The sequence below is a fragment of the Okeania sp. SIO2C9 genome (assembly GCF_010672455.1).
Taxonomy (GTDB): domain Bacteria; phylum Cyanobacteriota; class Cyanobacteriia; order Cyanobacteriales; family Microcoleaceae; genus Okeania.
Genome location: NZ_JAAHGO010000047.1, coordinates 39,793 through 62,923, shown reverse-complemented (window position 1 = coordinate 62,923; position 23,131 = coordinate 39,793). Strand labels below are relative to the sequence as shown.

The 23,131-nt window shown below is 33.9% G+C and carries 24 protein-coding genes and 1 pseudogene; 4 read left to right on the top strand and 21 right to left on the bottom strand.

The window, feature by feature from the left end:
- Positions 1-2 precede the first annotated feature (2 nt).
- The 3 genes from F6K23_RS27650 to F6K23_RS27640 are packed head-to-tail and all read right to left on the bottom strand — an operon-like array spanning position 3 to position 1,426.
- Positions 3-233: a hypothetical protein gene (locus F6K23_RS27650; RefSeq protein ID WP_293161742.1), complete on the bottom strand. Its 231-nt coding sequence runs from the start codon at positions 231-233 to the stop codon at positions 3-5.
- On the bottom strand, positions 227-625 hold the full coding sequence (locus tag F6K23_RS27645; RefSeq protein ID WP_293161763.1) for an ATP/GTP-binding protein: 399 nt from the start codon (positions 623-625) through the stop codon (positions 227-229). The genes F6K23_RS27650 and F6K23_RS27645 overlap by 7 nt, the downstream gene beginning before the upstream one ends.
- A 3-nt stretch (positions 626-628) precedes the next feature.
- A complete protein-coding gene (locus tag F6K23_RS27640; RefSeq protein ID WP_293161740.1) occupies positions 629-1,426 on the bottom strand; it encodes an AAA family ATPase in 798 nt (265 codons plus the stop codon).
- Positions 1,427-1,639: 213 nt separating this feature from the next.
- Here F6K23_RS27640 and F6K23_RS27635 point away from each other — a divergent pair, with 213 nt between their 5' ends.
- Both F6K23_RS27635 and F6K23_RS27630 read left to right on the top strand, forming a co-directional pair.
- Positions 1,640-2,149 carry a hypothetical protein gene (locus F6K23_RS27635; protein ID WP_293161739.1) on the top strand — a complete coding sequence of 170 codons (510 nt, stop codon included), beginning with the start codon at positions 1,640-1,642 and terminating at the stop codon, positions 2,147-2,149.
- A gap of 658 nt (positions 2,150-2,807) precedes the next feature.
- Complete coding sequence (locus F6K23_RS27630) at positions 2,808-3,146, top strand: hypothetical protein (RefSeq protein WP_293161738.1); 339 nt, start codon at positions 2,808-2,810, stop codon at positions 3,144-3,146.
- 141 nt (positions 3,147-3,287) lie between these two features.
- Here F6K23_RS27630 and aspS read toward each other — a convergent pair whose 3' ends face one another.
- The 4 genes from aspS to F6K23_RS27610 all read right to left on the bottom strand — a co-directional run bounded on the left by aspS (position 3,288) and on the right by F6K23_RS27610 (position 7,444).
- Positions 3,288-5,075 (bottom strand): aspartate--tRNA ligase, encoded by a 1,788-nt coding sequence (gene aspS, locus F6K23_RS27625; protein ID WP_293161737.1) that lies wholly within the window; start codon positions 5,073-5,075, stop codon positions 3,288-3,290.
- 972 nt (positions 5,076-6,047) lie between these two features.
- On the bottom strand, positions 6,048-6,269 hold the full coding sequence (locus F6K23_RS27620; RefSeq protein ID WP_293161735.1) for a hypothetical protein: 222 nt from the start codon (positions 6,267-6,269) through the stop codon (positions 6,048-6,050).
- 300 nt (positions 6,270-6,569) lie between these two features.
- Positions 6,570-7,058: an IS200/IS605 family accessory protein TnpB-related protein gene (locus tag F6K23_RS27615; RefSeq protein WP_293161761.1), complete on the bottom strand. Its 489-nt coding sequence runs from the start codon at positions 7,056-7,058 to the stop codon at positions 6,570-6,572.
- Between the two features lie 71 nt (positions 7,059-7,129).
- Complete coding sequence (locus F6K23_RS27610) at positions 7,130-7,444, bottom strand: hypothetical protein (RefSeq protein WP_293161733.1); 315 nt, start codon at positions 7,442-7,444, stop codon at positions 7,130-7,132.
- Between the two features lie 381 nt (positions 7,445-7,825).
- Here F6K23_RS27610 and F6K23_RS27605 point away from each other — a divergent pair, with 381 nt between their 5' ends.
- Positions 7,826-8,257 (top strand): NUDIX hydrolase, encoded by a 432-nt coding sequence (locus F6K23_RS27605; protein ID WP_293161731.1) that lies wholly within the window; start codon positions 7,826-7,828, stop codon positions 8,255-8,257.
- Positions 8,258-8,496: 239 nt separating this feature from the next.
- Here the strand turns inward: F6K23_RS27605 and F6K23_RS27600 are convergent, their stop codons facing one another.
- The 11 genes from F6K23_RS27600 to F6K23_RS27550 form a co-directional block, all read right to left on the bottom strand.
- Positions 8,497-8,871 carry a zinc ribbon domain-containing protein gene (locus F6K23_RS27600; protein WP_293161729.1) on the bottom strand — a complete coding sequence of 125 codons (375 nt, stop codon included), beginning with the start codon at positions 8,869-8,871 and terminating at the stop codon, positions 8,497-8,499.
- A 225-nt stretch (positions 8,872-9,096) separates the two neighbouring features.
- Entirely contained in the window at positions 9,097-10,008 is a 912-nt protein-coding gene (locus F6K23_RS27595) for an NYN domain-containing protein (protein WP_293161727.1), read from the bottom strand.
- Between the two features lie 261 nt (positions 10,009-10,269).
- The gene (locus F6K23_RS27590; protein ID WP_293161725.1) at positions 10,270-11,478 is read right to left on the bottom strand and encodes an McrC family protein; all 1,209 of its coding nucleotides are present in this window, start codon (positions 11,476-11,478) and stop codon (positions 10,270-10,272) included.
- 101 nt (positions 11,479-11,579) lie between these two features.
- Entirely contained in the window at positions 11,580-11,813 is a 234-nt protein-coding gene (locus F6K23_RS27585; RefSeq protein ID WP_293161723.1) for a hypothetical protein, read from the bottom strand.
- A gap of 141 nt (positions 11,814-11,954) precedes the next feature.
- On the bottom strand, positions 11,955-13,094 hold the full coding sequence (locus F6K23_RS27580; RefSeq protein ID WP_293161721.1) for an McrB family protein: 1,140 nt from the start codon (positions 13,092-13,094) through the stop codon (positions 11,955-11,957).
- 54 nt (positions 13,095-13,148) lie between these two features.
- Positions 13,149-13,661 (bottom strand): hypothetical protein, encoded by a 513-nt coding sequence (locus F6K23_RS27575; protein ID WP_293161719.1) that lies wholly within the window; start codon positions 13,659-13,661, stop codon positions 13,149-13,151.
- A gap of 326 nt (positions 13,662-13,987) precedes the next feature.
- Positions 13,988-14,173 (bottom strand): hypothetical protein, encoded by a 186-nt coding sequence (locus F6K23_RS27570; protein WP_293161718.1) that lies wholly within the window; start codon positions 14,171-14,173, stop codon positions 13,988-13,990.
- Between the two features lie 448 nt (positions 14,174-14,621).
- On the bottom strand, positions 14,622-14,807 hold the full coding sequence (locus F6K23_RS27565; protein WP_293161718.1) for a hypothetical protein: 186 nt from the start codon (positions 14,805-14,807) through the stop codon (positions 14,622-14,624).
- A gap of 76 nt (positions 14,808-14,883) precedes the next feature.
- Positions 14,884-16,578: an McrB family protein gene (locus tag F6K23_RS27560; protein WP_293161716.1), complete on the bottom strand. Its 1,695-nt coding sequence runs from the start codon at positions 16,576-16,578 to the stop codon at positions 14,884-14,886.
- A gap of 274 nt (positions 16,579-16,852) precedes the next feature.
- Positions 16,853-17,332, bottom strand: a complete 480-nt coding sequence (locus F6K23_RS27555) for an ASCH domain-containing protein (protein ID WP_293161714.1) — start codon at positions 17,330-17,332, stop codon at positions 16,853-16,855.
- Positions 17,310-19,421 (bottom strand): GNAT family N-acetyltransferase, encoded by a 2,112-nt coding sequence (locus F6K23_RS27550; RefSeq protein WP_293161712.1) that lies wholly within the window; start codon positions 19,419-19,421, stop codon positions 17,310-17,312. Before F6K23_RS27550 ends, F6K23_RS27555 begins: the two co-directional genes overlap by 23 nt.
- Positions 19,422-19,459: 38 nt before the next feature.
- Here F6K23_RS27550 and F6K23_RS27545 point away from each other — a divergent pair.
- Positions 19,460-19,588 (top strand): annotated as a pseudogene (locus tag F6K23_RS27545) (DNA-binding protein); the annotation flags it as partial.
- A gap of 422 nt (positions 19,589-20,010) precedes the next feature.
- On the opposite strand, the gene F6K23_RS27540 reads toward F6K23_RS27545, so the two are convergent.
- From F6K23_RS27540 to F6K23_RS27530, 3 genes are all read right to left on the bottom strand, one after another.
- Entirely contained in the window at positions 20,011-21,561 is a 1,551-nt protein-coding gene (locus F6K23_RS27540; RefSeq protein ID WP_293161710.1) for an Eco57I restriction-modification methylase domain-containing protein, read from the bottom strand.
- Positions 21,562-22,524 carry a XamI family restriction endonuclease gene (locus F6K23_RS27535; RefSeq protein WP_293161708.1) on the bottom strand — a complete coding sequence of 321 codons (963 nt, stop codon included), beginning with the start codon at positions 22,522-22,524 and terminating at the stop codon, positions 21,562-21,564.
- 208 nt (positions 22,525-22,732) lie between these two features.
- On the bottom strand, positions 22,733-23,110 hold the full coding sequence (locus F6K23_RS27530) for a hypothetical protein (protein ID WP_293161706.1): 378 nt from the start codon (positions 23,108-23,110) through the stop codon (positions 22,733-22,735).
- Positions 23,111-23,131 lie beyond the last annotated feature (21 nt).

Sequence of the window (23,131 nt, the reverse complement as noted above, 5' to 3'; positions counted from 1 at the left end):
ATCTAATCGTTTGTAAAAGTTTCCTTTTTTCGGACAGTAAATAGAATAGAAGGCATATCTAATCGTTTGTAAAAGTTTCCTTTTTTCGGATAAGTAGGAATAAATTTATTCCAGAAAGAGTCTAAATTTGATACTGACCCGTCAAATTTTTTCAAACCTAAAAGCTCTAACAACTTTCCTACTATTGCTTGGTCTTGAGGCCCCTCTACGCCAATAATTGCATATTTTACCATCTCACCTCCTGACCTAATTCTTCTCGCAATCTACCCAATCTTTCTTGGTCAAGTCTAACTGCTTGAGTTTGAGTATTTTGTTGTTCTAAGCGATATAAAACTAAATCATTTTCTGATTCACTGGCTGCCAATATTGCATCGACAGTTTCTAGGCTATGGGTAGTAGCAAATAATTGTACATTAGTTTCTAGACTATGGGTAGTAGCAAATAATTGTACATTCATTTTTCTACACCACTTAACTAACCAAGAAAATGAAGGTAGTAAAGCTTCTGTATGAATCGCTGTTTCTAGTTCATCTATTAGTAAAATTCCATCTTTTAATTTTGCGATAGTTAAAGCCATAAATAACAACCGACGAACACCATCACCAAAAGCACTTAGTGGAGGAATACCTCATGTTTTATGATTTATATAGAGCCGTGGAGTTTTACCAGTGGGAGACAGAATTTCTAAATCAATAATTTCTGAATCCATGATGGAAATCAACTCTAGTACATCTTCCTTAAAACCTTGGAAAGTTGCACCTGTTAAAAGTTTTATTTGCAACTGTTCTATCCTATGAGAAAAAGGAGTAACTGTATCAACTAATAACCAGTAGCTTTTATATTTGTTAAGAGTAGTTAATGGTTTATTTTCCCATATTTTAAACTTTTTAGATATAGTAGATATAGATAGATCCTTATTTTCATCCCTAAGAAGTTGAATTATTTTCTCTGGTGGGGTAAATGTTAGCTTTAAATCTGCACCACATCTAATTTCATTATTATCAATATCTATCTCATCAATCAGACTTTCTTGATCGTATTCTTCATTAATATTTTCTGTGGTATCCCAGATTCCTTCAAATTCTTCATAAGTTGCTTTTGACTCTACTACACCAAAATTACCACTACCAGAAACAAAAGTTTCTCCTTGATAAAAATCATCTGGATTATTTTCACTATTTTGAGGGAATAACCACTTAAGAGATTCTAATTTTGATTTACGGGAAAATTTAATTTCTCTTCGCCAAGCAGTATTTATCCATTCCAAAATATCTAAAGGATTGCAATAAGTAGAAATCGCTTCTAAAACACTTGTTTTGCCTGAATTATTAACACCGACTAATAAATTTATTTGACCTAAATCTTCCAATGTCAAATCTCGCAAACCACGGAAACGATGAATAGTTAAATTATCAATATTTCTCATAAATCTAAAAATATTTATCCGATCATTCCAACAATAAGAAACCGAGTAAGTGGGCCAACCTTAACCTAGCTCAATCCCCATCTGCCATTACTATGCAGAAGTCCCATATTTTTTTCTCAACAGTAACAAATATAACATTATCATTTACGGAGGTAAATAATATATAGATAGATATAATTCAATTATGATAAAAACTATAGTGCTAGAGTAAAAATGACTATTATCACAACTAGGGAAGCAGCTTTTTTATTAGGTATATGTTGTCAACGAGTCAGAGTCTTGCTTGCTCAAAAAAGAATTAAAGGTGCTTATAAGCATAAAGGATTTTGGCAAATTCCTCTTTATGGGAAAATGCCTGTGGTCATACCGGGCAAAAGAGGTCCGAAAGGTGTTTGGTGTCATCACAAACGAAAGAAGCCGACCATAGTTCATGTTAATCAACATAGAATTAGAAAAAATGGAGATAGAATCAGACATGATCCTCTAATGACTCCCGACCAATTAATACCAGTAGTCTGCTTGAAGCAGACAAAGCGTAACGATTTTGGTTATCAGATGATTCTTAACGGTCCGTGTCGTATAGTTTATCGACCCTATGAACCCTTAGATTGTGGAGCGCATTTGTGGATTGAGACATACGAGCCTGTACAGTTTGTGGATACTCAGTTTAAACCTTTTGCAGCTAGACGGAGTTACAAAAATGTCAAACATCAATATGGTTAAGTAGTTTAGTTGGAGTTGTTATACCAATTTCATAAAATATTGCAAAGCGTGAGGACACAGGGAACACCGGAGCTGGGAACACCGGAGCTGGGAACAGAGAAAGAAAAACATAAATATTAAAGAGGAAAAAAAGTGGAAATTTTAGAATTTATGGAATTTATAATTTTTTCTTTGAGGAATAAATCACAAATTAAGATGTAACTGCCTTTTTTGAATTTGGTATTAGACTTCCTTTTTCAGCAGAACTTGAAACTTTGACTTATAGCGGTTTTCACAAAGGTAGACGGCTTTGTTGCATGAAAGTAGCGATATAGCTGCCGCTAGGCTCCGCCAACGCGATAACTCCCCTGAGTGGAGTGAACTAGATTTCAACTTTGTAGCTTTTGGGTTTACCTATTTGAATCATACGGCCCTTGCATGGCAAATTGTATGAACAACTCCACTGCCTGATTATCAAATTTTCCTCCTCGTAACTTCCCTCTAAATATCACTTTGAGCCTAAACATAGTGGTTTTTCTACGGAATGCTTCCCTACGGGATGCTACGCAAACGCAAACAGATAGGGAGCCTCGATGGTAGCCACTTTCACGTTTCCATTTCTTGCGTCCTACAATGCCAAGATAAACTAAAAAATAAAGGAGATGTCTATTATATGTCAATGTGTCGGCCAGTTGGTCCAATAAATATTGAGGGTGTTATTAAAAGTGCCGTATGGCATCCTGAAAGTTTTATCCGAGGCATTCCGATGATGTCTGGCACTCTTGGAGTTGATCGTACAATTCCAGCTCATTACATGGTTCAGCTTGAGAGTATTGTTGTTAGTGATAGCGAAGATTATCGGAGGTTGTTATTGAATAGTGGGGATGTCATATCACTTTCACATGCAGAAGATGATGGCTTCCTTAAAGCTGGAATGAAAATACGCATATCTGGACTAATGCAATTGGGAGATGAAGGTGGATATGACACTTTTTTCGATAAAATAGAGATTCTATAATTTGCCTCCTTTCTAGATTTTTAATCATTAATACGATTACCCCTTTTTAAGGGGATAACCGCTTCAAAAGGAGAAATTAAAATTACTGAATTAACCTTGAATTCCTACAAATAACTCAATTTCTATTTCACACAAAATAACCTAAGACTTCGGTTTAGAAATCGAACTAACGTGCAATTCTTTCAATTGCTTTTTATCAACCTCAGACGGTGCATTTGTCAACAAACATTTAGCCTGTTGAGTCTTTGGAAATGCAATTACATCTCGAATAGACTCCTCACCAGCTAACAACATTACCAATCGGTCTAAACCATAAGCAATACCGCCATGGGGAGGCGTACCATATTCAAAAGCTTCTAACAAAAAACCGAATTTATTATCAGCTTCCTCCTCAGATAAACCAATAGCCTCAAATACTTTTTCCTGCACATCCCGTTGATATATCCGCAGACTACCACCGCCGATTTCATAACCATTAAAAACTAAATCATAAGCCTGTGCTCGTGCTGTTTTCAAGTCATTAATATCATCTGGGTGAGGTGCAGTAAATGGGTGATGTAAAGCTTCCAAACGTTTTTCATCCTCATTCCATTCAAACATAGGAAAATCTGTCACCCATAATAGACTGATTTTATTGCGGTCAATTAATCCCAACTCTTCACCCACAACTAAACGCAAACGATCTAAAGTTTTGTTGACAGTATTCACATCACCAGCACCGAATAATAGCAAATGACCAGGTTTTGCATCGGTGCGTCGTAACAACTCCTGTTTTTGTTCGTCAGTGAGGTTATCTTTGATAGCTCCAATAGTGTCAATTTTACCACCCTCTTTGACACGAATATAAGCTAAACCTTTGGCTCCTGCTTCACTCGCTTCTTTAAACAAATCGCCACCCGGTTTAATTCTCACATTGGAGATAGCATCATTACCTCCAGGAATAGGAAGCACTTTCACTATCCCACCAGCAGCAACTGCTCCAGAAAATACTTTGAAGCCAGAATCTTTTACTAAGTCAGAGACATTTACCAATTCTAAGCCAAACCGAATATCTGGTTTATCGCTGCCGTAACGATCCATTGCTTCTGCATAAGTTAAGCGAGGAAATGGTAGAGGTAAATCTACACCTTTGACTTTCTCAAAAATATATCCCACCAATTTCTCATTTAATTGGATAATTTCCTCCTGAGACATGAAACTCATTTCCATATCTAACTGAGTAAACTCTGGCTGTCTATCCGCTCGCAAATCTTCATCTCGGAAACAACGAGCGATTTGATAATAACGGTCAAAACCAGAAACCATTAACATTTGTTTGAAAAGTTGGGGAGACTGAGGTAGAGCAAACCATTCCCCTGCATGAACCCGACTGGGAACCAGATAATCCCGCGCACCTTCAGGAGTAGAGCGAGTGAGAATGGGAGTTTCGACTTCAATGAAATTTTGTTCGTCTTCCAGGAAACGCCGGATCGCTTTGATAACTTCATGGCGCAGTTGCAGATTTTTAGTCATACGTTCCCTTCTCAAATCTAAGTAGCGATATTTGAGTCGCAATTCTTCCCGGACAGATTCTGTTTCAGCAGTGGAAACTTGAAATGGTAATTGTTTCCCTAAACTATTCAACAGTTGAATATCATCAGCATAAATTTCTATTTCCCCAGTAGGAAGTTTGGGGTTGAGAGATTCTTCCGGACGACGACTAACTCTACCTGTAATTTGCACAACATATTCATTGCGAATATCCCCAGCTATTTGATATGAGTCAGGAGTCCGCTCTGGGTCACTAACAATTTGGACAATTCCTGTGCGATCGCGCAAGTCTAAAAAAATTACGCCCCCATGATCTCGACGACGGTCTACCCATCCACAGAGGTTTACAGTTTCTTCAATATTATTACTATTTAGTTGGCCGCAATAATAGGTTCGCATAATTATCTAAATTACAAATTTAGCTAAAAAATAAATTTTATCATTATATTAATAGGATGCCTGTAAATCATTAATAATTTTAGGTTAAATTCGGATTTTAAAAAAAATAGGACTTATATCATGTCCGCTGGTATCGTTTGTGTAAAACCAAGAGTGAATATCTACAGGAAATTTAAGTTTTTTCAAGCTTTTAAGCCTTCTTCCCTCTTCCTTCTTCCTTCTTCCTTCTTCCTTCTTCCTTACCTTCGCGCTTACCGAAAAATTGTGGGTATGCGCCTCCCCTTGGATAGGGGATAATAAATAAAAATTTTCATCTCTTTGTCAATCCTCTTCTTTTCAAGGAGAGGTAATTATTAATTATTCATTATTAATTATTCATTATTGAAAATACCGATGCTACCGGACATGATATTACGCATAACCAGCAAATATAGTAGGGGTTAACGGCCGTTAACCCCTACAAATGGTGTATTAAGTTTTTTCTTGACTCTTAAGCATTCTTCTTTCTTCCCTCTTCCTTACCTTTGTTACCAGGATATGATATTAGCTTAAAAGAAAAGTGAGGAAAATTATTATGGCTAGTCATTTCAGTTATCAGTTATCAGTTATCAGTACCTGTTTGCGCAGCATGACCTAGGAAAGTCAGAGGCTTGAAATATTGAACTTTATTTTCTCTTGGTCTCATGGATATGGCGCAGGTTTCACCAGCCATCCCACCCTACGGTTCGCTTTGAAGATAGAATTCCGTTCCGCTGTCGCGTTTCGCGTCAGCGTTGCGTTACGCCAGTTTTGCGAAGCAAAAGCAAACGACCGCTGTCTTGGTTGATTGGATATGGCGAGGAGACCTCGCCATCCCTCAACCGCTTTTCATCCCCTGGTAGAGCAGTAGCTCGCAACGCAGCCAAGGGAAGGCTTGAGACCTTATTTTTTGGTCAAAAGAGCAGGAAATTTGCTCAAGAAAAATCTCAACAATTACAAAGGAACGATAAATCCATAAATAAATCGCATCAGTAAATCATGAAAAGATTCAGGCTCTGATTTGTGACAATATTCATCAACTAAATTTTCTTCACTTTTTATAGGTTTGATTTTTGCTCTTTTTTTTAAATGCTTCTTCGGTTTGATATGCTGAGATTTTTTTTGCTCAGTATGGATAAGAATATACTTTTGCTGAGTATAGATTAGACTAGACATAGAAATACCTCCTTGACTGGAAAAAAGTCTTTTTCTTTTGTCATTAGAAGAAGAGAAATTTATTTCTATGTACCTAGCACTATTTATTTTATTATTTTTTGTGAATGTCTTGAGTGCAAGATTTTAATTTCTCTTCTCTATAGTTCATAAAAATATAGTCAAATATGACATATCCTTATTTTGCAGGTGTTACCCTAACTGGGTGTTAGCGCAGCTCCTCCGGAGGAGGCACTACAACACCACGCCAGTTGCTTTAAGTCGGGGGACCCGCAAGGGCGTACTGGCTCCTCTATCCCATGGTCAAAGACATTTGGGACTACTTTTTTCATAATGTTTAGAGAACCGTTCACGTGACTCATTGATTAATCCAATGCTTGCGGTACGATTGCATTCCTCTTTGTCTTGATGCAGTCGCTCATGGGGGAAACCCCCTTTGGCGGCGCTGCATCGCTTTACTCTTTTTCCTGAAAAGGTGACATGATTTTTCTCACCTTCAGTGTAAACTGGAATCAAATCATTATCTATAAAACTTGATGCGGAGGTATAAGATTCTTCTGTAAGAATTACATCTATACCTACCATCTTAGCTTTATAAGATAACATTTCTATTAACTTGTTATAGGGGACAGATACAAAATTTTGATTGTTTCTTTTCCCTAAACTTATCTTCTGCTTCCAGTTTTCATTGTGCCCTATTATCAATGTTCCTATTTTTTGATTAATCAGGGTATCAATAATCAAACGAGATGCAATACGCAAGATAATCGTTGATTTTGAATTCTCTCTTATTACAAAGCTTTTTCAATCTCTGGCTTGATTGGTTTTCCCGGAGTTGAGACTGTAGGAAGCTTTTAATTTTGTTATAGTATTGATTGATAGATTTTAACGGTCTGCCATTGATCACTCTTGGGTTTGATGCCGGCTTGATTAAAAGTTAATGTAGCTAAGTTGTTTAATCCTACATCAATACTAGCAACACGGTTTTTTTCTAGCTCGTATTGTTTTTCAGTGGCTTCATAAATCACCTCTATTACATAATGATTAAGTCTAGGGACGAGACGAACTTGTTTGATTTGTGAAATTGTTTGACTATTATTATACCATTTAGATAAATCTTTGCTATAAATCCTTGCTCCCTTTTCCCTATAAATCACAGTTTTGTAACATTTTTTCATCTAAATATCAAATTTCATGCATTTTTGCTACATTTTCTTAAGAGTAGGGAGTAGGGGTGATATATAAATAATTGCTAAAAACATTAACAGGACTTACGCACGCATAAGAAATTATACACCATTTTTAGGTGTTAACGGCCGTTAACTATATGTGCTAGTTATGCGTAAGTCCTGATTAATTAACCATTATTACTTGATAACTGAAGTTTTCAATAAAAATAACATTATTTTTAGGAATTGTTTTAATACTAATTAGACCATAAAATTCAAGTATATCACTAAGTTTTTAACATTATTAATTGTCTAATTTAAACATAAAGTTCCTTGGCAATTGGTATTTAGGCAGATAAAATTCAAAATGATTGTATCTCAAAAATTAACATGACATATCGCAACCCTACTCCGACCGTTGACATTATTATTGAATTAACTAACCGACCGGGGCGACCTATTATACTGATCGAACGCCAAAACGAACCTTTTGGTTGGGCAATTCCTGGTGGGTTTGTTGACTATGGAGAATCTGTCGAAACTGCAGCGCGACGAGAAGCAAAAGAAGAGACGAGTTTAGAAGTAGAATTAATCGAACAATTTTATGTTTATTCTGACCCCAGTCGCGACCCTCGTCAACACACCATGAGTGTTGTATTTATTGCCACTGCTACTGGAGAACCAAAAGCAGCCGATGATGCCAAAAATTTAGCTTTGTTTGAATCTTGGCAAATTCCCCAAGACCTCTGTTTTGACCACGACCGTATTCTCCGAGATTATTTACAGTATCGTCATTATGGTATTAGACCGAGAGTCAAGTGATATTATGTCCGTTTAATTAGTTATAATAAAGTTCCTAGGTGGTAGGTTGTAGGTGTAAATTCAAGCTCGAACACGGGAAACGGATCAGAAATTTGAGATATTCCTTCAAGATAACTTCAATAAAACATTTTTATTATCAGGACTTACGCAGATACTCTACATATAGTGAGGGCGAATACCATTCGCCCCTACAGATGGTTGTTTAAAAGTCAATTTGCGTAAGTCCTGATTATACTTAATCATTCGGACATGGTATGAGTTTGGGAAAAACTTGCGGAACTGTCGGCAGCACTCCGTCCACAGGCATCAACGGTCAAGCCGACCTCATCTCTCAAATTTATACTTGCACTTAAGTCTCTGTCTATAGAGCTACCGCATTCAGAGCAATCAAAAGTTCTCAAGTTTAATGGCATATCCTGAATATGACCGCACCTACTGCAAGTCTTTGATGATGGAAAAAATCTATTTACTATTACTAGCTCACAATCATACCATTGACACTTATACTCAAGTTGTCGTCTAAACTCATAAAAACCTTGGTCTGCACCCACCCCTCTAGCTCCACTCCCGGGAGGGGATGGGGGTGGGTTATGGTTGGCTAACACCAGATACATTCAAATTTTCGAGCGCAACACTGCCGTGGTTCTTGGCTAGGTAGCTTGTTAGTTTATGAAGTGCAACACATACGGATATTAGCTACACGTTTATGTTGTTTCTTTCATCATAGCGAAAGCTTCGACGTAAAATCGTTGGTTTATAAGCATTATAGTCTGATTTTGCTTATTAAATTGTGTAAGTCCCACTATAGGATCAGCTTTCAAAAGTATTCGTATATTAGTTTAATCCCACTTAATTTTTTTTCCATATTCCAGAGCGTAGTAAAGTTCTAATCTATCCTGATTATTCAAACTCATCTTAAAAGTAGAACTATCTTTTATCTTTCTAAAGAAGAGAATAAACTCACGATCTTTTTGAAATAACTTAACTTCGTAACCTTTAACTGTTCCTTGATCGAGCAACTCAGCATTTTGAGGTTCAGAAACTTTGACTATACTTCCAAATTTCTTACCAATTTTCATATCTGATAGTGCCGTAAATTTTTCTAGACCTCGACTTAAAAGTGGAGTTTTATATGTTTCGATTTTAGGCATTGGATACTTATTTTTCAGTTCTGGAGACGACCATTTATAGTAATCAAAGAATGACAGTGGGATGTAAGAATCAGCCGCATATTTCAGGTCTGATGAAGTTGAACGAACTTCGGAAGATACATATACAATCATTCCCATATTAACTAAGCTTTCAACAAGTGGTTTAAAATCCTTATCCCCAGATAGTAAAACTGCTTTTGTCATATTATTGCGAATAGCGTGATTCATCATATCTACTGTGAGGAGAATATGAACTTCTTTTTGACCTTTTTTTGTCAAATTTCCTAGCTTAACGTGATATTCTTCTAGAGAACGAATTTGATTAAAATAATCTTTTTGTTGAGATACACGCTCTTCAAAATCTATTTTTTCTTCATACTTACCTTGAATCCTGTCTATATAGTCATAATAGAAAACTTTTTGAGCATTAAAAAAAAATTTTATAGCATTAAAATCAATGTTAATATTGTCATTTTCAACTTCATTTCCAAACCATTTAGAAGTGGAGTCGATATAACTTTCTCTTAGATAACTTCCATCAATAAATAAATAAGTTAATTTTGAAGATTGTAGATTGGTAGGATTATGAGTATTTGACATTTGTGGCAACAAATCTATATTTTATACTTGAACTTTATATAGCAATTCCCATACTGGTAAGGTACAAAATTCGTAATTTTTAGGGAACAGGGAATAGGGAATAGGGAATAGGGAATAGGGAATAGAATAGAAATAAAGATAGGTGTACCTCATTAGCTTGAGAAACGCTATATGACATATATTGTAGCTATTTAACATACCCTTTAGCTAAATAATCTCTTACTTAAGATTAACTTAACAAAATACTATAAATGTCAAGCCTCAATCAACATACTTGATTAATTCTGCTAAAAAAGATTGACCAGCTTTTTCTAGATCGGAGTCAATAGCAAATGTCAAACTACGCAATCTTACTTGACTTTCACCAACTAATTGATTGATGGAATTAGTTGATTTGTGAGGATAAACTAAAATAGCTTCGTGACATTTTTTATAAGTTGCATAAGCAACCACTTGATGAATATCATCTGGCGATGGTCTGGCATCCAATTTATATTTAGTATCAAGAATATAAACAACCTTACGAGTTTTTACTTCATAAATAACTAAATCAATTCGACAAGAAATTTTATCATCAATAATATCTACTTTTTCTTGCTCTTGAACTCTTAAATTTGAGGGTAGATTAATTTTTAACCATTCAGCTACAAATTTTTCATAGAGTTTAGCCATATCTATTAAAAAAGGTAACATTGAGTAATTTCCCTGTTGATGACTAGCTCCAATATTATCCAAAAAAAATCGACATAGAGCGTGTAAAGGTTGATAATATTCATTCAAACGATGATATTTTCTGTCTACAATATCGCTAGATTTAAAAGGTTGTAAATTTACTAAACCTTGCAAAAGATGAAAAGCTTTTGAAACTCTTGGAGTGACATTTTCAGAACAGAAACCACTACGACCAATAATAAATAAAGTCCAAGCTAAAATTTGATTATCGGGAATATTAGCAGTATGTTCTTGATAATCACATTTAAACTTAACATTCCAGGGTTTTTGCATAACTTGCTGCATATTTAACCGCCCCCGAATATAAGTTAAATTTTCTGTTTTTGGCAGATAAGTACGATAAAAACCTTTGCGACCCCGGTCTAATATTTTTTGAGCCAGAATATTAACCAAACAATTGTAAAATTCCTGTAGAGACTCACAGTTAACTAAACCATCTAAGAAACGAAAACTTTTGAGATTGTAGACATATTCCAACATTCCAAATAAGTTATGAAGCGGTACTTTTGGTTTAAGAATGATGTGAAAATCTGGAGTTATAGGAATATAACCAACCCATCCTTGAGAAGTAAATTGCCATTTGTTGTTGGTTTTGGGAGTTGGAAATTCAACTTTAATTTTTTTGCCTTTTTCGTCGTATTCTTGCCATAATTTAGTGGCAATATCATAATCAATTTTATCTGGTGGAAACTGGCGAGGTTTATATTCAATAAGTTCGATAATTTGGGGATATTTCATATTGAAAATTAGTTAAATTTATTAACATGGAGCAACAACTACTAAAGTTAGGTCTATACACTACACATAGTGTCTTTGCCTAAGTCCTGAATTATTAATTATTAATTATTAATTGCTGAAGATATCCGATGTTGAATTTTATCCCACCGAAACTCATCAACTTTTTCTGGTTGAGCAAAAAAATACTCCTCTAAATATGGTTCAATTTCCATTTGCCAAATATCTTGTATTTCTTCATCAATATTTTCTCGAAGAAAAAAGGAAACACCGACTTGATAGTGAGGGTCGTTTATTTCTTGGTTGACTTCTTCTAAAATTTCAATTAATTCTTCCATTGGAAAATATTCTTCTATTTATTCTGTAAACTGGCAAGGTTGATATTCAGTCAGTTGGATAATTTGGGGATATTTCATATTGCAAAAATACAGCTATAACATGGATTTTTCACAGGAAGAGATGTTTGGATAAGTGTCTATCTAATTTTCTGATTTTGACATGAAATATTTAATTTTTTCCCACCGAAACTCATCGATTTTTTCTGGTTGAGCAAAGAAATATTCCTCTAAATATGGTTCAATTTCCATTTGCCAAATATCTTGTATTTCCTCTGCAATATTTTTTCGGAGAAAGAAGGAAACACCAACTTGATAATTAGGGTCATTTATTTCCTGGTTTATTTTTTCTAAGACTTGAATTAACCCTTCCACTGAAAAATCTGTTTCTATTTCTTTGTGATATTGGCGCAATATTTCGTAGTTAGGAGAGAGTTTGATGAAAGCAAAGCGACGACGGAGTGCATGATCTACTAAAGCAATAGAGCGATCGGCAGTATTCATGGTGCCAATAATGCGAACATTTTCAGGAATGCTGAATAACTCTCCACTACCAGCAAGGGGAATTTTTGCATCGCGGTATTCCAGGAGATACATAAGTTCCCCGAAAACTTGGGAAAGGTTAGCGCGGTTAATTTCATCTATGATGAGTACACAAGTATCTTGACAGAGTGCTGCTTTTTGACAAAATTGCAGGAAGCGACCCGGAACAACAGGGTAGGTGAGTTTACCATCTTCGCTTTGCGGTCGAATACCTTGAATAAAGTCTTCGTAGGTGTAAGCAGGATGAAATTGAATGAGTTCCCAGAAACCGTCACCTCCAGTAATTAAATGTTGGGCGAGTTTTTGAGCAAGGAAAGTTTTGCCTGTACCGGGTGAACCTTGGAAAATGGCTTGTTTTTTGCGGTTGATAGTGCATATCCATTGAGTGAGTTTTGTTTCTGGGAAGTTGGTTTCTTGGGAGCATTGAGTTAAAGTGTATTCTGGTTGATTTTGCTTTTGTTTAGATGCTTGTATCACCTTGTTATTTTCTGAAGTGAAGTCGATATTAAATAAATTAAAAGGATTGAAAAGATGGGGATATTTATTGTAACGGTACTCCAAGTAGGAATTTATATCTGATAGAATATTATTACTAATTGCTAATAATAGTAGAGGAAATATTCCTTCAAAGTTAAGAGTTATTGACTCTATTAACTGTTTACGAGAGTATCTTAGTAACTCTTCAAGAGGAAGACAATCAATTATTTTAATGTCTTTAATTGAACTGTTTTTTCTGCTCAAAATATTGAACCAATCACCTAAGCGATTAAAAGGATGAAGTTTTTTACTAGATAGTCATGAATCAAACAGGGAAGATTTTTCAGACAGATAGGTATGTTGAAAAATAATTTCCGGAACTTTTGTAGCAAATTTTCCTTGATAATTATCTAAAAAACGCTTTTTATCGGGACTACTACCATCAACATACATACCTATATTTAAAGCAGGATAATTATTATTTATGTGTTCTCCCGGAAAATTCATAAACAAACAAGTGTTAATTTCCGTATTTTCTGATTCTTGTTTATGAGGATATAGATAAAAATAAAATTGGTAATTTTCTAAATAAACATCGTCTAAAATACATTCTTTATCAACTTCAATTTCCCCAAAAAGTTGATTGGATACATGATTGGCAATTTCTTCTAAAGGTTTTTCAAGATAAGTTTTAAATTCTAGTTTGTGGGCATCATAATAATTTAATATATCTAGTTCATCTTCTTCACATAAAATTGTTTCAATTTCTCTAAAAAAATTATAAGTTTCTACTGAAAAAGGAGATTCTGGGTGTACAAAAATATCTACCATTTTTTTCAAAAAATTAACTCCAGGTTTTATTTATTTCATAACATAAATTAAACCACGATTATAGCAAATAGATTTATTTATGGTGGGCATATTACTATTTTGTATGCTCTTCACATATTTTGGTTAATTTATAAGGCATTTTCAACTAACTCTGGAAACAATTTACTAGCTTTGAAACATTGTTAACACAATAAAATTAGGTTTGAATTTGCTCATCACTAAATTTAAACAAGGTAAATTTGAACAATAATTAAATAGCAATGAATGAAACTTTATACTTAGAAACAAGTTTTATTGGCTATTTAACCGCCAGACCAAGACAAAGTCTAATTGTTGCTGCTAATATGGCAGTAACCAGAGAATGCTGGAATACTCGCCGAAGCAATTTTGAAATATATGTCTCTCAAGTCGTATTTTTGCCATAACTTTGTAGCAATATAATAGTCAATTTTATCTGGTGGAAACTGGCGATATATATATTCAGTAAGTTCGATAATTTCGGGAGATTTCATATTGGAAAAAGCCAACCATAACAGAGATTTTTTTACAGGAATAGATGTTGGTAGAACTGTCTATCTAATTTTCTGATTATGACATGAAATCTTTAATTTTATCCCACCGAAACTCATCGACTTTTTCTGGTTGAGCAAAGAAATATTCCTCTAAATATGGTTCAATTTCCATTTGCCAAATATCTTGTATTTCTTCATCAATATTTTCTAGAAGAAAGAAGGAAACGCCGACTTGATAGTTGGGGTCGTTGATTTCTTGGTTGACTGCTTCCTATGGAAACAATTTACTAGCTTTGAAACATTGTTAACACAATAAAATTAGGTTTGAATTTGCTCATCACTAAATTTAAACAAGGTAAATTTGAACAATAATTAAATAGCAATGAATGAAACTTTATACTTAGAAACAAGTTTTATTGGCTATTTAACCGCCAGACCAAGACAAAGTCTAATTGTTGCTGCTAATATGGCAGTAACCAGAGAATGCTGGAATACTCGCCGAAGCAATTTTGAAATATATGTCTCTCAAGTCGTATTTTTGCCATAACTTTGTAGCAATATAATAGTCAATTTTATCTGGTGGAAACTGGCGATATATATATTCAGTAAGTTCGATAATTTCGGGAGATTTCATATTGGAAAAAGCCAACCATAACAGAGATTTTTTTACAGGAATAGATGTTGGTAGAACTGTCTATCTAATTTTCTGATTATGACATGAAATCTTTAATTTTATCCCACCGAAACTCATCGACTTTTTCTGGTTGAGCAAAGAAATATTCCTCTAAATATGGTTCAATTTCCATTTGCCAAATATCTTGTATTTCCTCATCAATATTTTCTAGAAGAAAAAAGGAAACGCCGACTTGATAGTTGGGGTCGTTTATTTCTTGGTTGACTTCTTCTAAAATTTCAATTAATTCTTCTATTGGAAAATATTCTTCTATTTCTTCGTGGTATTGACGTAGTATGTCATAGTTAGGAGAGAGTTTGATGAAAGCAAAGCGACGACGGAGTGCATGATCTACTAAAGCAATAGAGCGATCGGCAGTATTCATCGTACCAATAATGCGAACATTTTCAGGAATGCTGAATAATTCTCCACTACCAGCAAGGGGAATTTCTGCGTCGCGGTATTCCAGGAGATACATAAGTTCCCCGAAAACTTGGGAAAGGTTAGCGCGGTTAATTTCATCTATGATGAGTACGCAAGTATTTTGACAGAGTGCTGCTTTTTGACAAAATTTCAGGAAGCGACCCGGAACAACAGGGTAGGTGAGTTTACCATCTTCACTCTGCGGTCGAATACCTTGAATAAAATCTTCGTAGGTGTAAGCAGGGTGAAATTGAATGAGTTCCCAGAAACCGTCACCTCCAGCAATTAAATGTTGAGCGAGTTTTTGAGCGAGGAAAGTTTTGCCGATACCGGGTGGACCTTGGAAAATAGCTTGTTTTTTGCGACCTATGGCGCATATCCATTGAGTGAGTTGTGTTTCAGTGATGTTGGTTTCTTGGGAGCATTGAGTTAGAGTGTATTCTGATTGTAAATTAGACCTCTCCAAAAATACTGATTTTGGAATGGCAGGATAAGGGTTTGAAAACCTTTTCTGGAGATGGTTATTGGTTGGAGTGGAATTGATTTTTTCATCTTGATTAGTTTCATAAATATTGTCTGTACTGTTTATATTTTCACTAGGAAAATTATATTTTTTCACAGCTACTAACCAATGACAAAACATATCAAATAAATCATCATCTCGCATCGCAGGTATATTGTGTTTCTGCATTTCTTCAGCTAACTCTAAAATTAGATTATGACCAGTGAGATTAATATATGGGTATTCAGTTAGCTTTTCAGTATATTTTGTGTTACTTAAATAATTAATTACTTTTCTCGTTCTATCATTAATTAAAATAAAATCATCCGGTTTTAGTGCATTCAGAATAGGTGTCATTTTTCCTGCTTGAAATTCTCCAGATTTTGGGAATTTAGAAAAGTTTTTACAAGCTAATAAAAATTTATGATAATCTGTAATACAGGAATTTACAAAATTATAAATTTCTCTAGCAATAATAGACCAATATTCTTGCTTTTCCCAACCTTGATTTTTCCAGAATTGAAACCATTCAGTTAAATCAATATTGTTTGATTCAGTAATGTGAATCCATGCAGCCCTTTGTCGATTTATGGGAGTATTAGTATGAGGTAAAAGTTTGAATCTAACGGATTCAGTTATGTCTTCCCCTGCCTTAACAGCAGCAGTTATTTCTGCAAAATTCCGGCGACCTTGTTGACGTTGTTTTTCATAAGAAGCTCTATGATTTAATCCTTCTGGGCTATAGGGATATGAGTCAGAAAATTCCTGGAAAAGTTGAATAAATAAAGTTAGTTGTTTAATTGCCATAGAGAGTTATTTTTATTTTTTAATTAGGGCTTGCTGATTAATTCTCGCACGTATTGATAAATATAAAGTATTAGCCTTTTTGGGGTTCAAAAAAGTGCCAGCTTTTCGGTGCCTGTGAACTGCAAAAAGCTAGTATTTTGGGCTGCATAAGGTAGAACAATCTTTAGACAAAACTTAGCTCCTACCTCCTCGTTCCTTCCTCTAACTCCTGTCTCCTGTCTCCTGTCTCCTGTCTCCTACCCCTACTAAAAGACTAGTGAAGCGCAAACCCTAATTATTCAAAATCATAATCTACCAATCTCTTAAGAACTTCCCATTCATCGGGTTTTAAATAACGATAACTTTGGGGTGGTCTAAAATTATTCAATTCTTGTCTTAGTTTTTCTAATTCGACTGGTTTTTTAAAGGTCTTGCTTTTTTTGAAAAATATTCCAATGCCAAACTTTACTCCTGAATAATAATCATAAAATTCTTCATGGGTAATTCCTGCTTTACCCTCTACTTCTTCCCAAAGGTAAGAAACTTCTTTTTTAATAATGTTTTTGATTTTAAAGTAACCAACAACAGCTTTTTTAGGAGATGAAACATAAACTATAACTAAATCATCTTTATCTAAATCAGGAAAAACACGACGTAATTCAACTTCTTTTGTTCTCTCTTTGAAGATTTTATCAGCATATTCTGGCTTTATAGATAAAAGAACTGTATTTGGCATAATTGAATAATCCTGATTAATTTTTGTTTGCTTTATCATATATTTTAGCAAATTGTTCTGGTGTTATTTTAAAAGGTCCTTGAACAGTTATCTTTTTTTCTAGTATATCTTCTTGAAGTTCTTTTAAAGTTATAGTATTAGTGAATATTTGAGTGTCACTAAATTGAATAGCCATTATATCTTCATTAGGCTTATTCTTGGTTATTTTTATTAAATCTTCTAATTTATATACACCTAGATTACGAAATTGTCTATATAATTTTTCGGGTTTGTCTACTATCACTTCATCTAATCGAGAACAAGCTTTAATTACTTTTGTTGTTCCGTATGGAAAAGATTCATCATTGCTGACATACCATATAATTCTACCAATTACACCAGGTTTTAAACCTCTCTTAGAACGATAAAAAACAAGTTCACGTTTGAGTGCCAACTCAGTTTTAGAGCCAAATAACCAATTATTAGCTAACTCTTCATCAAATAAATCTTTTGCCCAGAATGCTTTGATAGGAATAATCCATGTAGGAAGATTCGCATCAATTATTTTTGCAGGCCATAAGTATTTCTCTAAATTAAAATATAATTCTTTTTGCTCATGCTCATTTTCTACCTTTTTCTGAAGAAGTTGAGAGATTTGATGACAAAATTTATATTCTTTTCCTAAGCTAACGGCTAAATTTTCTAAATATTGTGATAGTTGATTTACTGTTTTAGCTATAGCCATATTAGCTCTTAAGTAAGTATGATTAAATTCTACAAAAGTTCCATCTTTATGAATATTTCTAATAACTGCTTCTGACAAGAATCGATCTGTTATCTTAGTAAAACTTCTTTCTTCTCTGGCAGAAATTGATATAGATTCAAAAATTAAATGATTAGCTATAGTTGCTGTTATAGAAGTATCCACAACTCTCATCAATGGAATTTCTAACTCATATTTTTTACGCCTATCATAAACAACTAAGGCTAAAGGTTGTTTTTCTCCTTCAAAAACTAAAAAACAATCAAATTTATCTGTCTCTGCAATAAAGCGAAGAATTTTTTGTTTAAACTCAGCCTTAGTTTCACCCAATTTATCAGCTCTAAAATATTCATTTAAAAACTTTTCTTGCCCTAGAGTAACGCGGGATTTTTGTAGTAGAGTACCTGCTAGACGAACAGGCTGATATTCTGTTTGTCTACGAATTTCATCCACTTGGATAATCAAATCTCTAGGATGAATAATAGAGACATTAAACTGTTCATAAAATTCATCTGCTATGTCTAAAAGACCGCTATTACCAGTTACAAAAATGTAAACATCTGATGTAATAGCTTTATCTATATAGCGAATATCAGACTCACTAATATTAATTTTTCTTTGTTCAAATAAATTTTTAAGAGACTGAAATTTTGAGGAAGATATTTTATTTGGCGATAAAATAGTCAAGAGTTTTTTCGCTAGATTGGTGAAGTGCTTTCTCTCATCCTTATTATCAAAAAAAATATTTATTTTATTAAAAATTTCATCTGTCAAACACAATTGTAAGTCAGGGTCTAACCAATCAGCAAGTAAAGATTGAGCATCTTTATTATTATTGTCACTATGATAAAAATCAAAGAAAATTTGTGAGTCTATAGCAACATATAATTTATACTCACGTTGACGAGTAGCAGCATTAGAAAACAAATTTGAATGATAGTGATCGAACCACCAATACGCATTAAGTTTTCCAGGAGTTTTGGCTGGTTTATCGTACTGAAAAACAAAACCTAACTTAGACCAGAAATTACTTAAATTAAAATCACGACGACAAGTTAAACCAATACCACTATATTTTTGTTGAGTAATCTCAACTAAATAACCAAATAACTTTTTAGCTACTCCTTTACTTTGATGAGAATCAGCAATACATAAATGAATAATAGTAATTCGGTGATATGAAGTTGCTACTCCATATAATAAATACCCAACCAAACTTTTTTTATAGTCAATAGCGACAATGATTTGACCCTTTTCTGCGTGCTTATTAAAAGCTGTTCTACGAAAAAAACTTAGAGTTTTTGTATTAGCATCACCTAATTCGATAACAGCTTGCAAATGGGGAGATTTTTCGTCAATTTCTATGATTTTTATTTGTTCTTTCATTTTTTATCCCTATAATTATCATTACAGTATATTATAGTTTAGACTATCTTTTAACATGGAATTGTCGTCATATTGCTAACCCTAATATTCAGAAAAAACTATCTGAAATTAGCACTAACTTTGGCTATGAATTACCAATACTTTGTACGCCCTATCAATTAGCATGAAAAAACTACGATGTTACCTGATGAAATTTTAGAATAAATTTACAAAATTCGAGAAGAACACGCCAAAGCTTTTAACTACGATCCGGAATTAATATTCGCTGACTGCTTAGAAAAAGGAGAGGAATTTGAGAAAGAATGGAAAGGGAAAATAATTAAAACTCCTTTGAAAAAAAGAAAAGAAAGTGTTTCTGAAGCACAGGTATGATTTTCAAAAAAAGTAGGGACGTTGTATGCAACGTCCCTACAGGGTTATCATTTTTTTAACGTGGTTCATTCACCTGAAAACTGCTTTAAACTCCAGAAACAAGAGCAAAATACAACACCATAAACTGTTCTGGTTGCAAACCCAATGATTCATAAGTGCGCCCGCAGATTAAATGTCAGAACCCTAACCTCTAACCATCAAGCTAAAGAAATTTAGCCTAACTTTTGAAACTTGGTATAATCTCAATAATTTTATCTGCTGGAACATTACCAAGCTCTCTAGGTTCTAACTTATGTAAACCACCCCCATAAACTCGGCTTTCACTTATCAATATATCTAACGAAATTTGATTCAAAATTTGCCAAACTTTCCTGAGTAAATCCGGCTTTTTCTTAAAAATATCCTCTAGCTCAAATTTCGGATACAAAATTAAATAAACATTTGTCGCTGTTGCCTGAGAATGATTCAAAATAAATCTAAATGGTGTTCTTTTTAAGGCATCTTGACGCCCCATATAAGTACAAACTAACGCCGACGATTTACGAGATTCCTGTTGATACCATAGTCGCCTATGTTTACACAAATAACGATTACTAATTCCTTTTTTGATTCCCATCTGAAGATACTGCCAAAGTGAGGGATATTGAAATTGAATTTCATTCTTTGATAGATCGCATGAAAGCAGGAATAACTGACGTTCTAAAATAGGATTACCTAAAGCATCAGCTTCAATTTCATTAACTGAAAAATATCGCGGACTAGGTAAAATAGGAGTTAAAAATTCTGGAGGAAGTTGATATTTGGATATTTGTTCTGGCGTTAAAATAAAAAAATCGTTTGCTCCAGTTGCTAAACCACGTTTGATTGTAAATAATTCTGATAATTTTATTCCATGACTATCAATGTTTATACTGCTATCTAATTTAGAAATATTTGTCCACTTATTAATATTTTTTAGTGCTTTAACAGATATCAATTGAGATTTTTTGGGCTTAGTTAAGCTCCCACTATATGTAAACTCAACTTGATGATTATCTGATGGGATTTTATTTCTAAACCAAACTACTGAAGAAGAGACAAGAGCATTTTTAAACTGCACATCTTTTGGTTCAAAGGAATGAACTCGTAATAATGTTACTTGAGTTAATAAATAATCTCTAATTTGCTGTCCATAATTCACATCCATAAACCCACTAGGAATTAACCATGCAGCCAAACAATTTTTAGCCATCCAGCCATGAGACAAAAGTAGAAAATGACAATAAATTCCTGCTAATTTACTGATCTTTATTCCAGTTATCTTTTCTGTTAATTTTTGCAATCTTAGTTTTTCATCTTTAGTTAAATGATGATGTCTAATATAGGGAGGATTACAAATTATTAAATTAGCTTTAGCTGCATCAAATTCTGGTGGAATAGAAGTTGTAAAATCAGCAATATTTAATTTTAATCTTGTTTGACTCCAAAGCTGACTCGCTTCTTGACCACAATGAATATCTATTTCATATCCAATAGCTTCATCAATCTCTGATATAGGAAATAAGTTTAATAACGCAGAATAAAAAGCACCCGTTCCAAAAGCCGGATCGAGAAAGCGAATTTTTTGTTTAGGTAAAAGCTTTATACAATATTGAAGGATATCTTTTGCTAGTTCTGTTGGTGTAGCAAACTGACCAAGTTGATTTTTTTCAGCTTGAGTTTTAGTGGCATCAAGTTTGTTTTGTAACTTTATTCTAGCTAATTCTTGAGTTTTATTTACTATCATCATCTACACTCCAAATAGTGCTAAATCATCTATGCGATGTTCCCATACCCAGTCTATACCTTCGGCAGCTTCATAGCCTAAATATCCACTATCAAAGTAGCCACATAAAAATAAAATAAAATTGACACTTTTGCCGTAAGTATTTCTTAGTTGATTAATTTTAATAGCTTCCTCTTTCCGTCTTTTATTTGTATTTGTATAATCCCCTGCTGACTTCGCTTCAATTAATAGTGGCAACTCACCAACTTGAGAATTAAACGGCATAATAATAGTATCAATAGGAATATTAATCTGTTTGCTACCTTTAGGTTGTTTTACTGATATATTCATCCGAAATGAAAAACTACCTGGATTGAGTTGATTAAACTGTAAACCACTGCCAGTTTCAATGTAAGAATAACCTCTGTTTTCTAACCAATTTTTTATAGTAGAAAGTTGTCTTTGTTCTTGAGCATTACGAATAATAGGGTCAGCTACATTACCACACAAGCGATCGGCAACAATAGTAGCAGCTCTACTAACTTCTATATCGGTTGGTTGTCTATCATTTTTGAGCCAAGGAAAGATATCTTTATCTAGTAATCTAATAATAATTAGACAAAGTTTATCAAGTCCAGAATTAATTTCTCCTGGATTCATTCGTGGCGGTATTCGTAGTTTTTCTTCCATATTCTTAACAAGGTTGGGTGGTACATCAGCAAGTCCAATGAGTCGGTCACGAGCAATAGGTGGCGCTGTTGCCATCCGTAATATAGGCAAGATAAATGGGTGCTGATACAGTATCTCCCGTGAGATATTTCTGAAATTAGCTGTCAAAATTAATGTGGACTCAACCTTTTGAGTGGTACTAAGACGAGTTTCTTTGTATGTTATCGGGGCAAACTCAAGAAACCAATTATTGTAGAAATCTACTGATTGAGTAATATCTTTTTTCCACAGATGGGGTTTATCTGCATTTACTGCCATCACTAAAACTTTTAAGCTCCAAATAATTATTTTAACTACAAGCGGAATGTAGGTTGAAACAACTTATCAACAGGCAACAGCTAACAAAGTAGAGAAGTTCCATAGAACGTCCCTACAGGGTTATCATTTTTAGGACTTACGCAAAGTCTAATAATTTGATTGTCTCATTCATATTTTCACTTTCAGTGATTTATAACTGTAAATTAATTCAATCCCATTCAATTTTTTTTCCATACTTGAGTGAGTAGTAAAGTTCTAGTTTTTCCTCGCTATCACAACTAAGATCGCTCGTACCATTAGTTATATTTGGAAAGTAGAGTATAAACTCATTTTCTTTTTGAAATAATTTAACTGTGTCATCATTAACTTTTCCCTGCTTGAGTAAATGAGCATCATCACAAGGTGTAGGAGGTTTGGTAACAAATTGCAATGCCATTTTATATGGTTTGGGAAATGGATACTTATTTTTAAGTTCTTGGGATGACCAATTATAGTAATCTTCAAAGGATAAGGATATAGAATAATCAGCAGCATATATAAGATCATCCGAATATGAATCAGGGTTGTAAGCTATTGTTACATACATTCCCATACTAACTAGACTTTC

What these genes read in the sequence shown, in the direction of transcription:
- F6K23_RS27635 (WP_293161739.1), top strand. Translation starts at nt 1,640, where the DNA reads ATGACTATTATCACAACTAGGGAAGCAGCTTTTTTATTAGGTATATGT.
- F6K23_RS27530 (WP_293161706.1), bottom strand. Translation starts at nt 23,110, where the DNA reads ATGTATGTAACAATAGCTTACAACCCTGATTCATATTCGGATGATCTT.
- F6K23_RS27610 (WP_293161733.1), bottom strand. Translation starts at nt 7,444, where the DNA reads ATGAAAAAATGTTACAAAACTGTGATTTATAGGGAAAAGGGAGCAAGG.
- F6K23_RS27535 (WP_293161708.1), bottom strand. Translation starts at nt 22,524, where the DNA reads ATGGCAGTAAATGCAGATAAACCCCATCTGTGGAAAAAAGATATTACT.
- F6K23_RS27650 (WP_293161742.1), bottom strand. Translation starts at nt 233, where the DNA reads ATGGTAAAATATGCAATTATTGGCGTAGAGGGGCCTCAAGACCAAGCA.
- F6K23_RS27560 (WP_293161716.1), bottom strand. Translation starts at nt 16,578, where the DNA reads ATGGCAATTAAACAACTAACTTTATTTATTCAACTTTTCCAGGAATTT.
- F6K23_RS27550 (WP_293161712.1), bottom strand. Translation starts at nt 19,421, where the DNA reads ATGAAAGAACAAATAAAAATCATAGAAATTGACGAAAAATCTCCCCAT.
- F6K23_RS27540 (WP_293161710.1), bottom strand. Translation starts at nt 21,561, where the DNA reads ATGATGATAGTAAATAAAACTCAAGAATTAGCTAGAATAAAGTTACAA.
- F6K23_RS27600 (WP_293161729.1), bottom strand. Translation starts at nt 8,871, where the DNA reads ATGTATCTGGTGTTAGCCAACCATAACCCACCCCCATCCCCTCCCGGG.
- F6K23_RS27570 (WP_293161718.1), bottom strand. Translation starts at nt 14,173, where the DNA reads ATGAAATCTCCCGAAATTATCGAACTTACTGAATATATATATCGCCAG.
- F6K23_RS27575 (WP_293161719.1), bottom strand. Translation starts at nt 13,661, where the DNA reads ATGGTAGATATTTTTGTACACCCAGAATCTCCTTTTTCAGTAGAAACT.
- F6K23_RS27605 (WP_293161731.1), top strand. Translation starts at nt 7,826, where the DNA reads ATGACATATCGCAACCCTACTCCGACCGTTGACATTATTATTGAATTA.
- F6K23_RS27620 (WP_293161735.1), bottom strand. Translation starts at nt 6,269, where the DNA reads ATGTCTAGTCTAATCTATACTCAGCAAAAGTATATTCTTATCCATACT.
- F6K23_RS27585 (WP_293161723.1), bottom strand. Translation starts at nt 11,813, where the DNA reads ATGGAAGAATTAATTGAAATTTTAGAAGAAGTCAACCAAGAAATAAAC.
- aspS (WP_293161737.1), bottom strand. Translation starts at nt 5,075, where the DNA reads ATGCGAACCTATTATTGCGGCCAACTAAATAGTAATAATATTGAAGAA.
- F6K23_RS27590 (WP_293161725.1), bottom strand. Translation starts at nt 11,478, where the DNA reads ATGAAATATCCCCAAATTATCGAACTTATTGAATATAAACCTCGCCAG.
- F6K23_RS27565 (WP_293161718.1), bottom strand. Translation starts at nt 14,807, where the DNA reads ATGAAATCTCCCGAAATTATCGAACTTACTGAATATATATATCGCCAG.
- F6K23_RS27595 (WP_293161727.1), bottom strand. Translation starts at nt 10,008, where the DNA reads ATGTCAAATACTCATAATCCTACCAATCTACAATCTTCAAAATTAACT.
- F6K23_RS27630 (WP_293161738.1), top strand. Translation starts at nt 2,808, where the DNA reads ATGTGTCGGCCAGTTGGTCCAATAAATATTGAGGGTGTTATTAAAAGT.
- F6K23_RS27640 (WP_293161740.1), bottom strand. Translation starts at nt 1,426, where the DNA reads ATGAGAAATATTGATAATTTAACTATTCATCGTTTCCGTGGTTTGCGA.
- F6K23_RS27555 (WP_293161714.1), bottom strand. Translation starts at nt 17,332, where the DNA reads ATGATAAAGCAAACAAAAATTAATCAGGATTATTCAATTATGCCAAAT.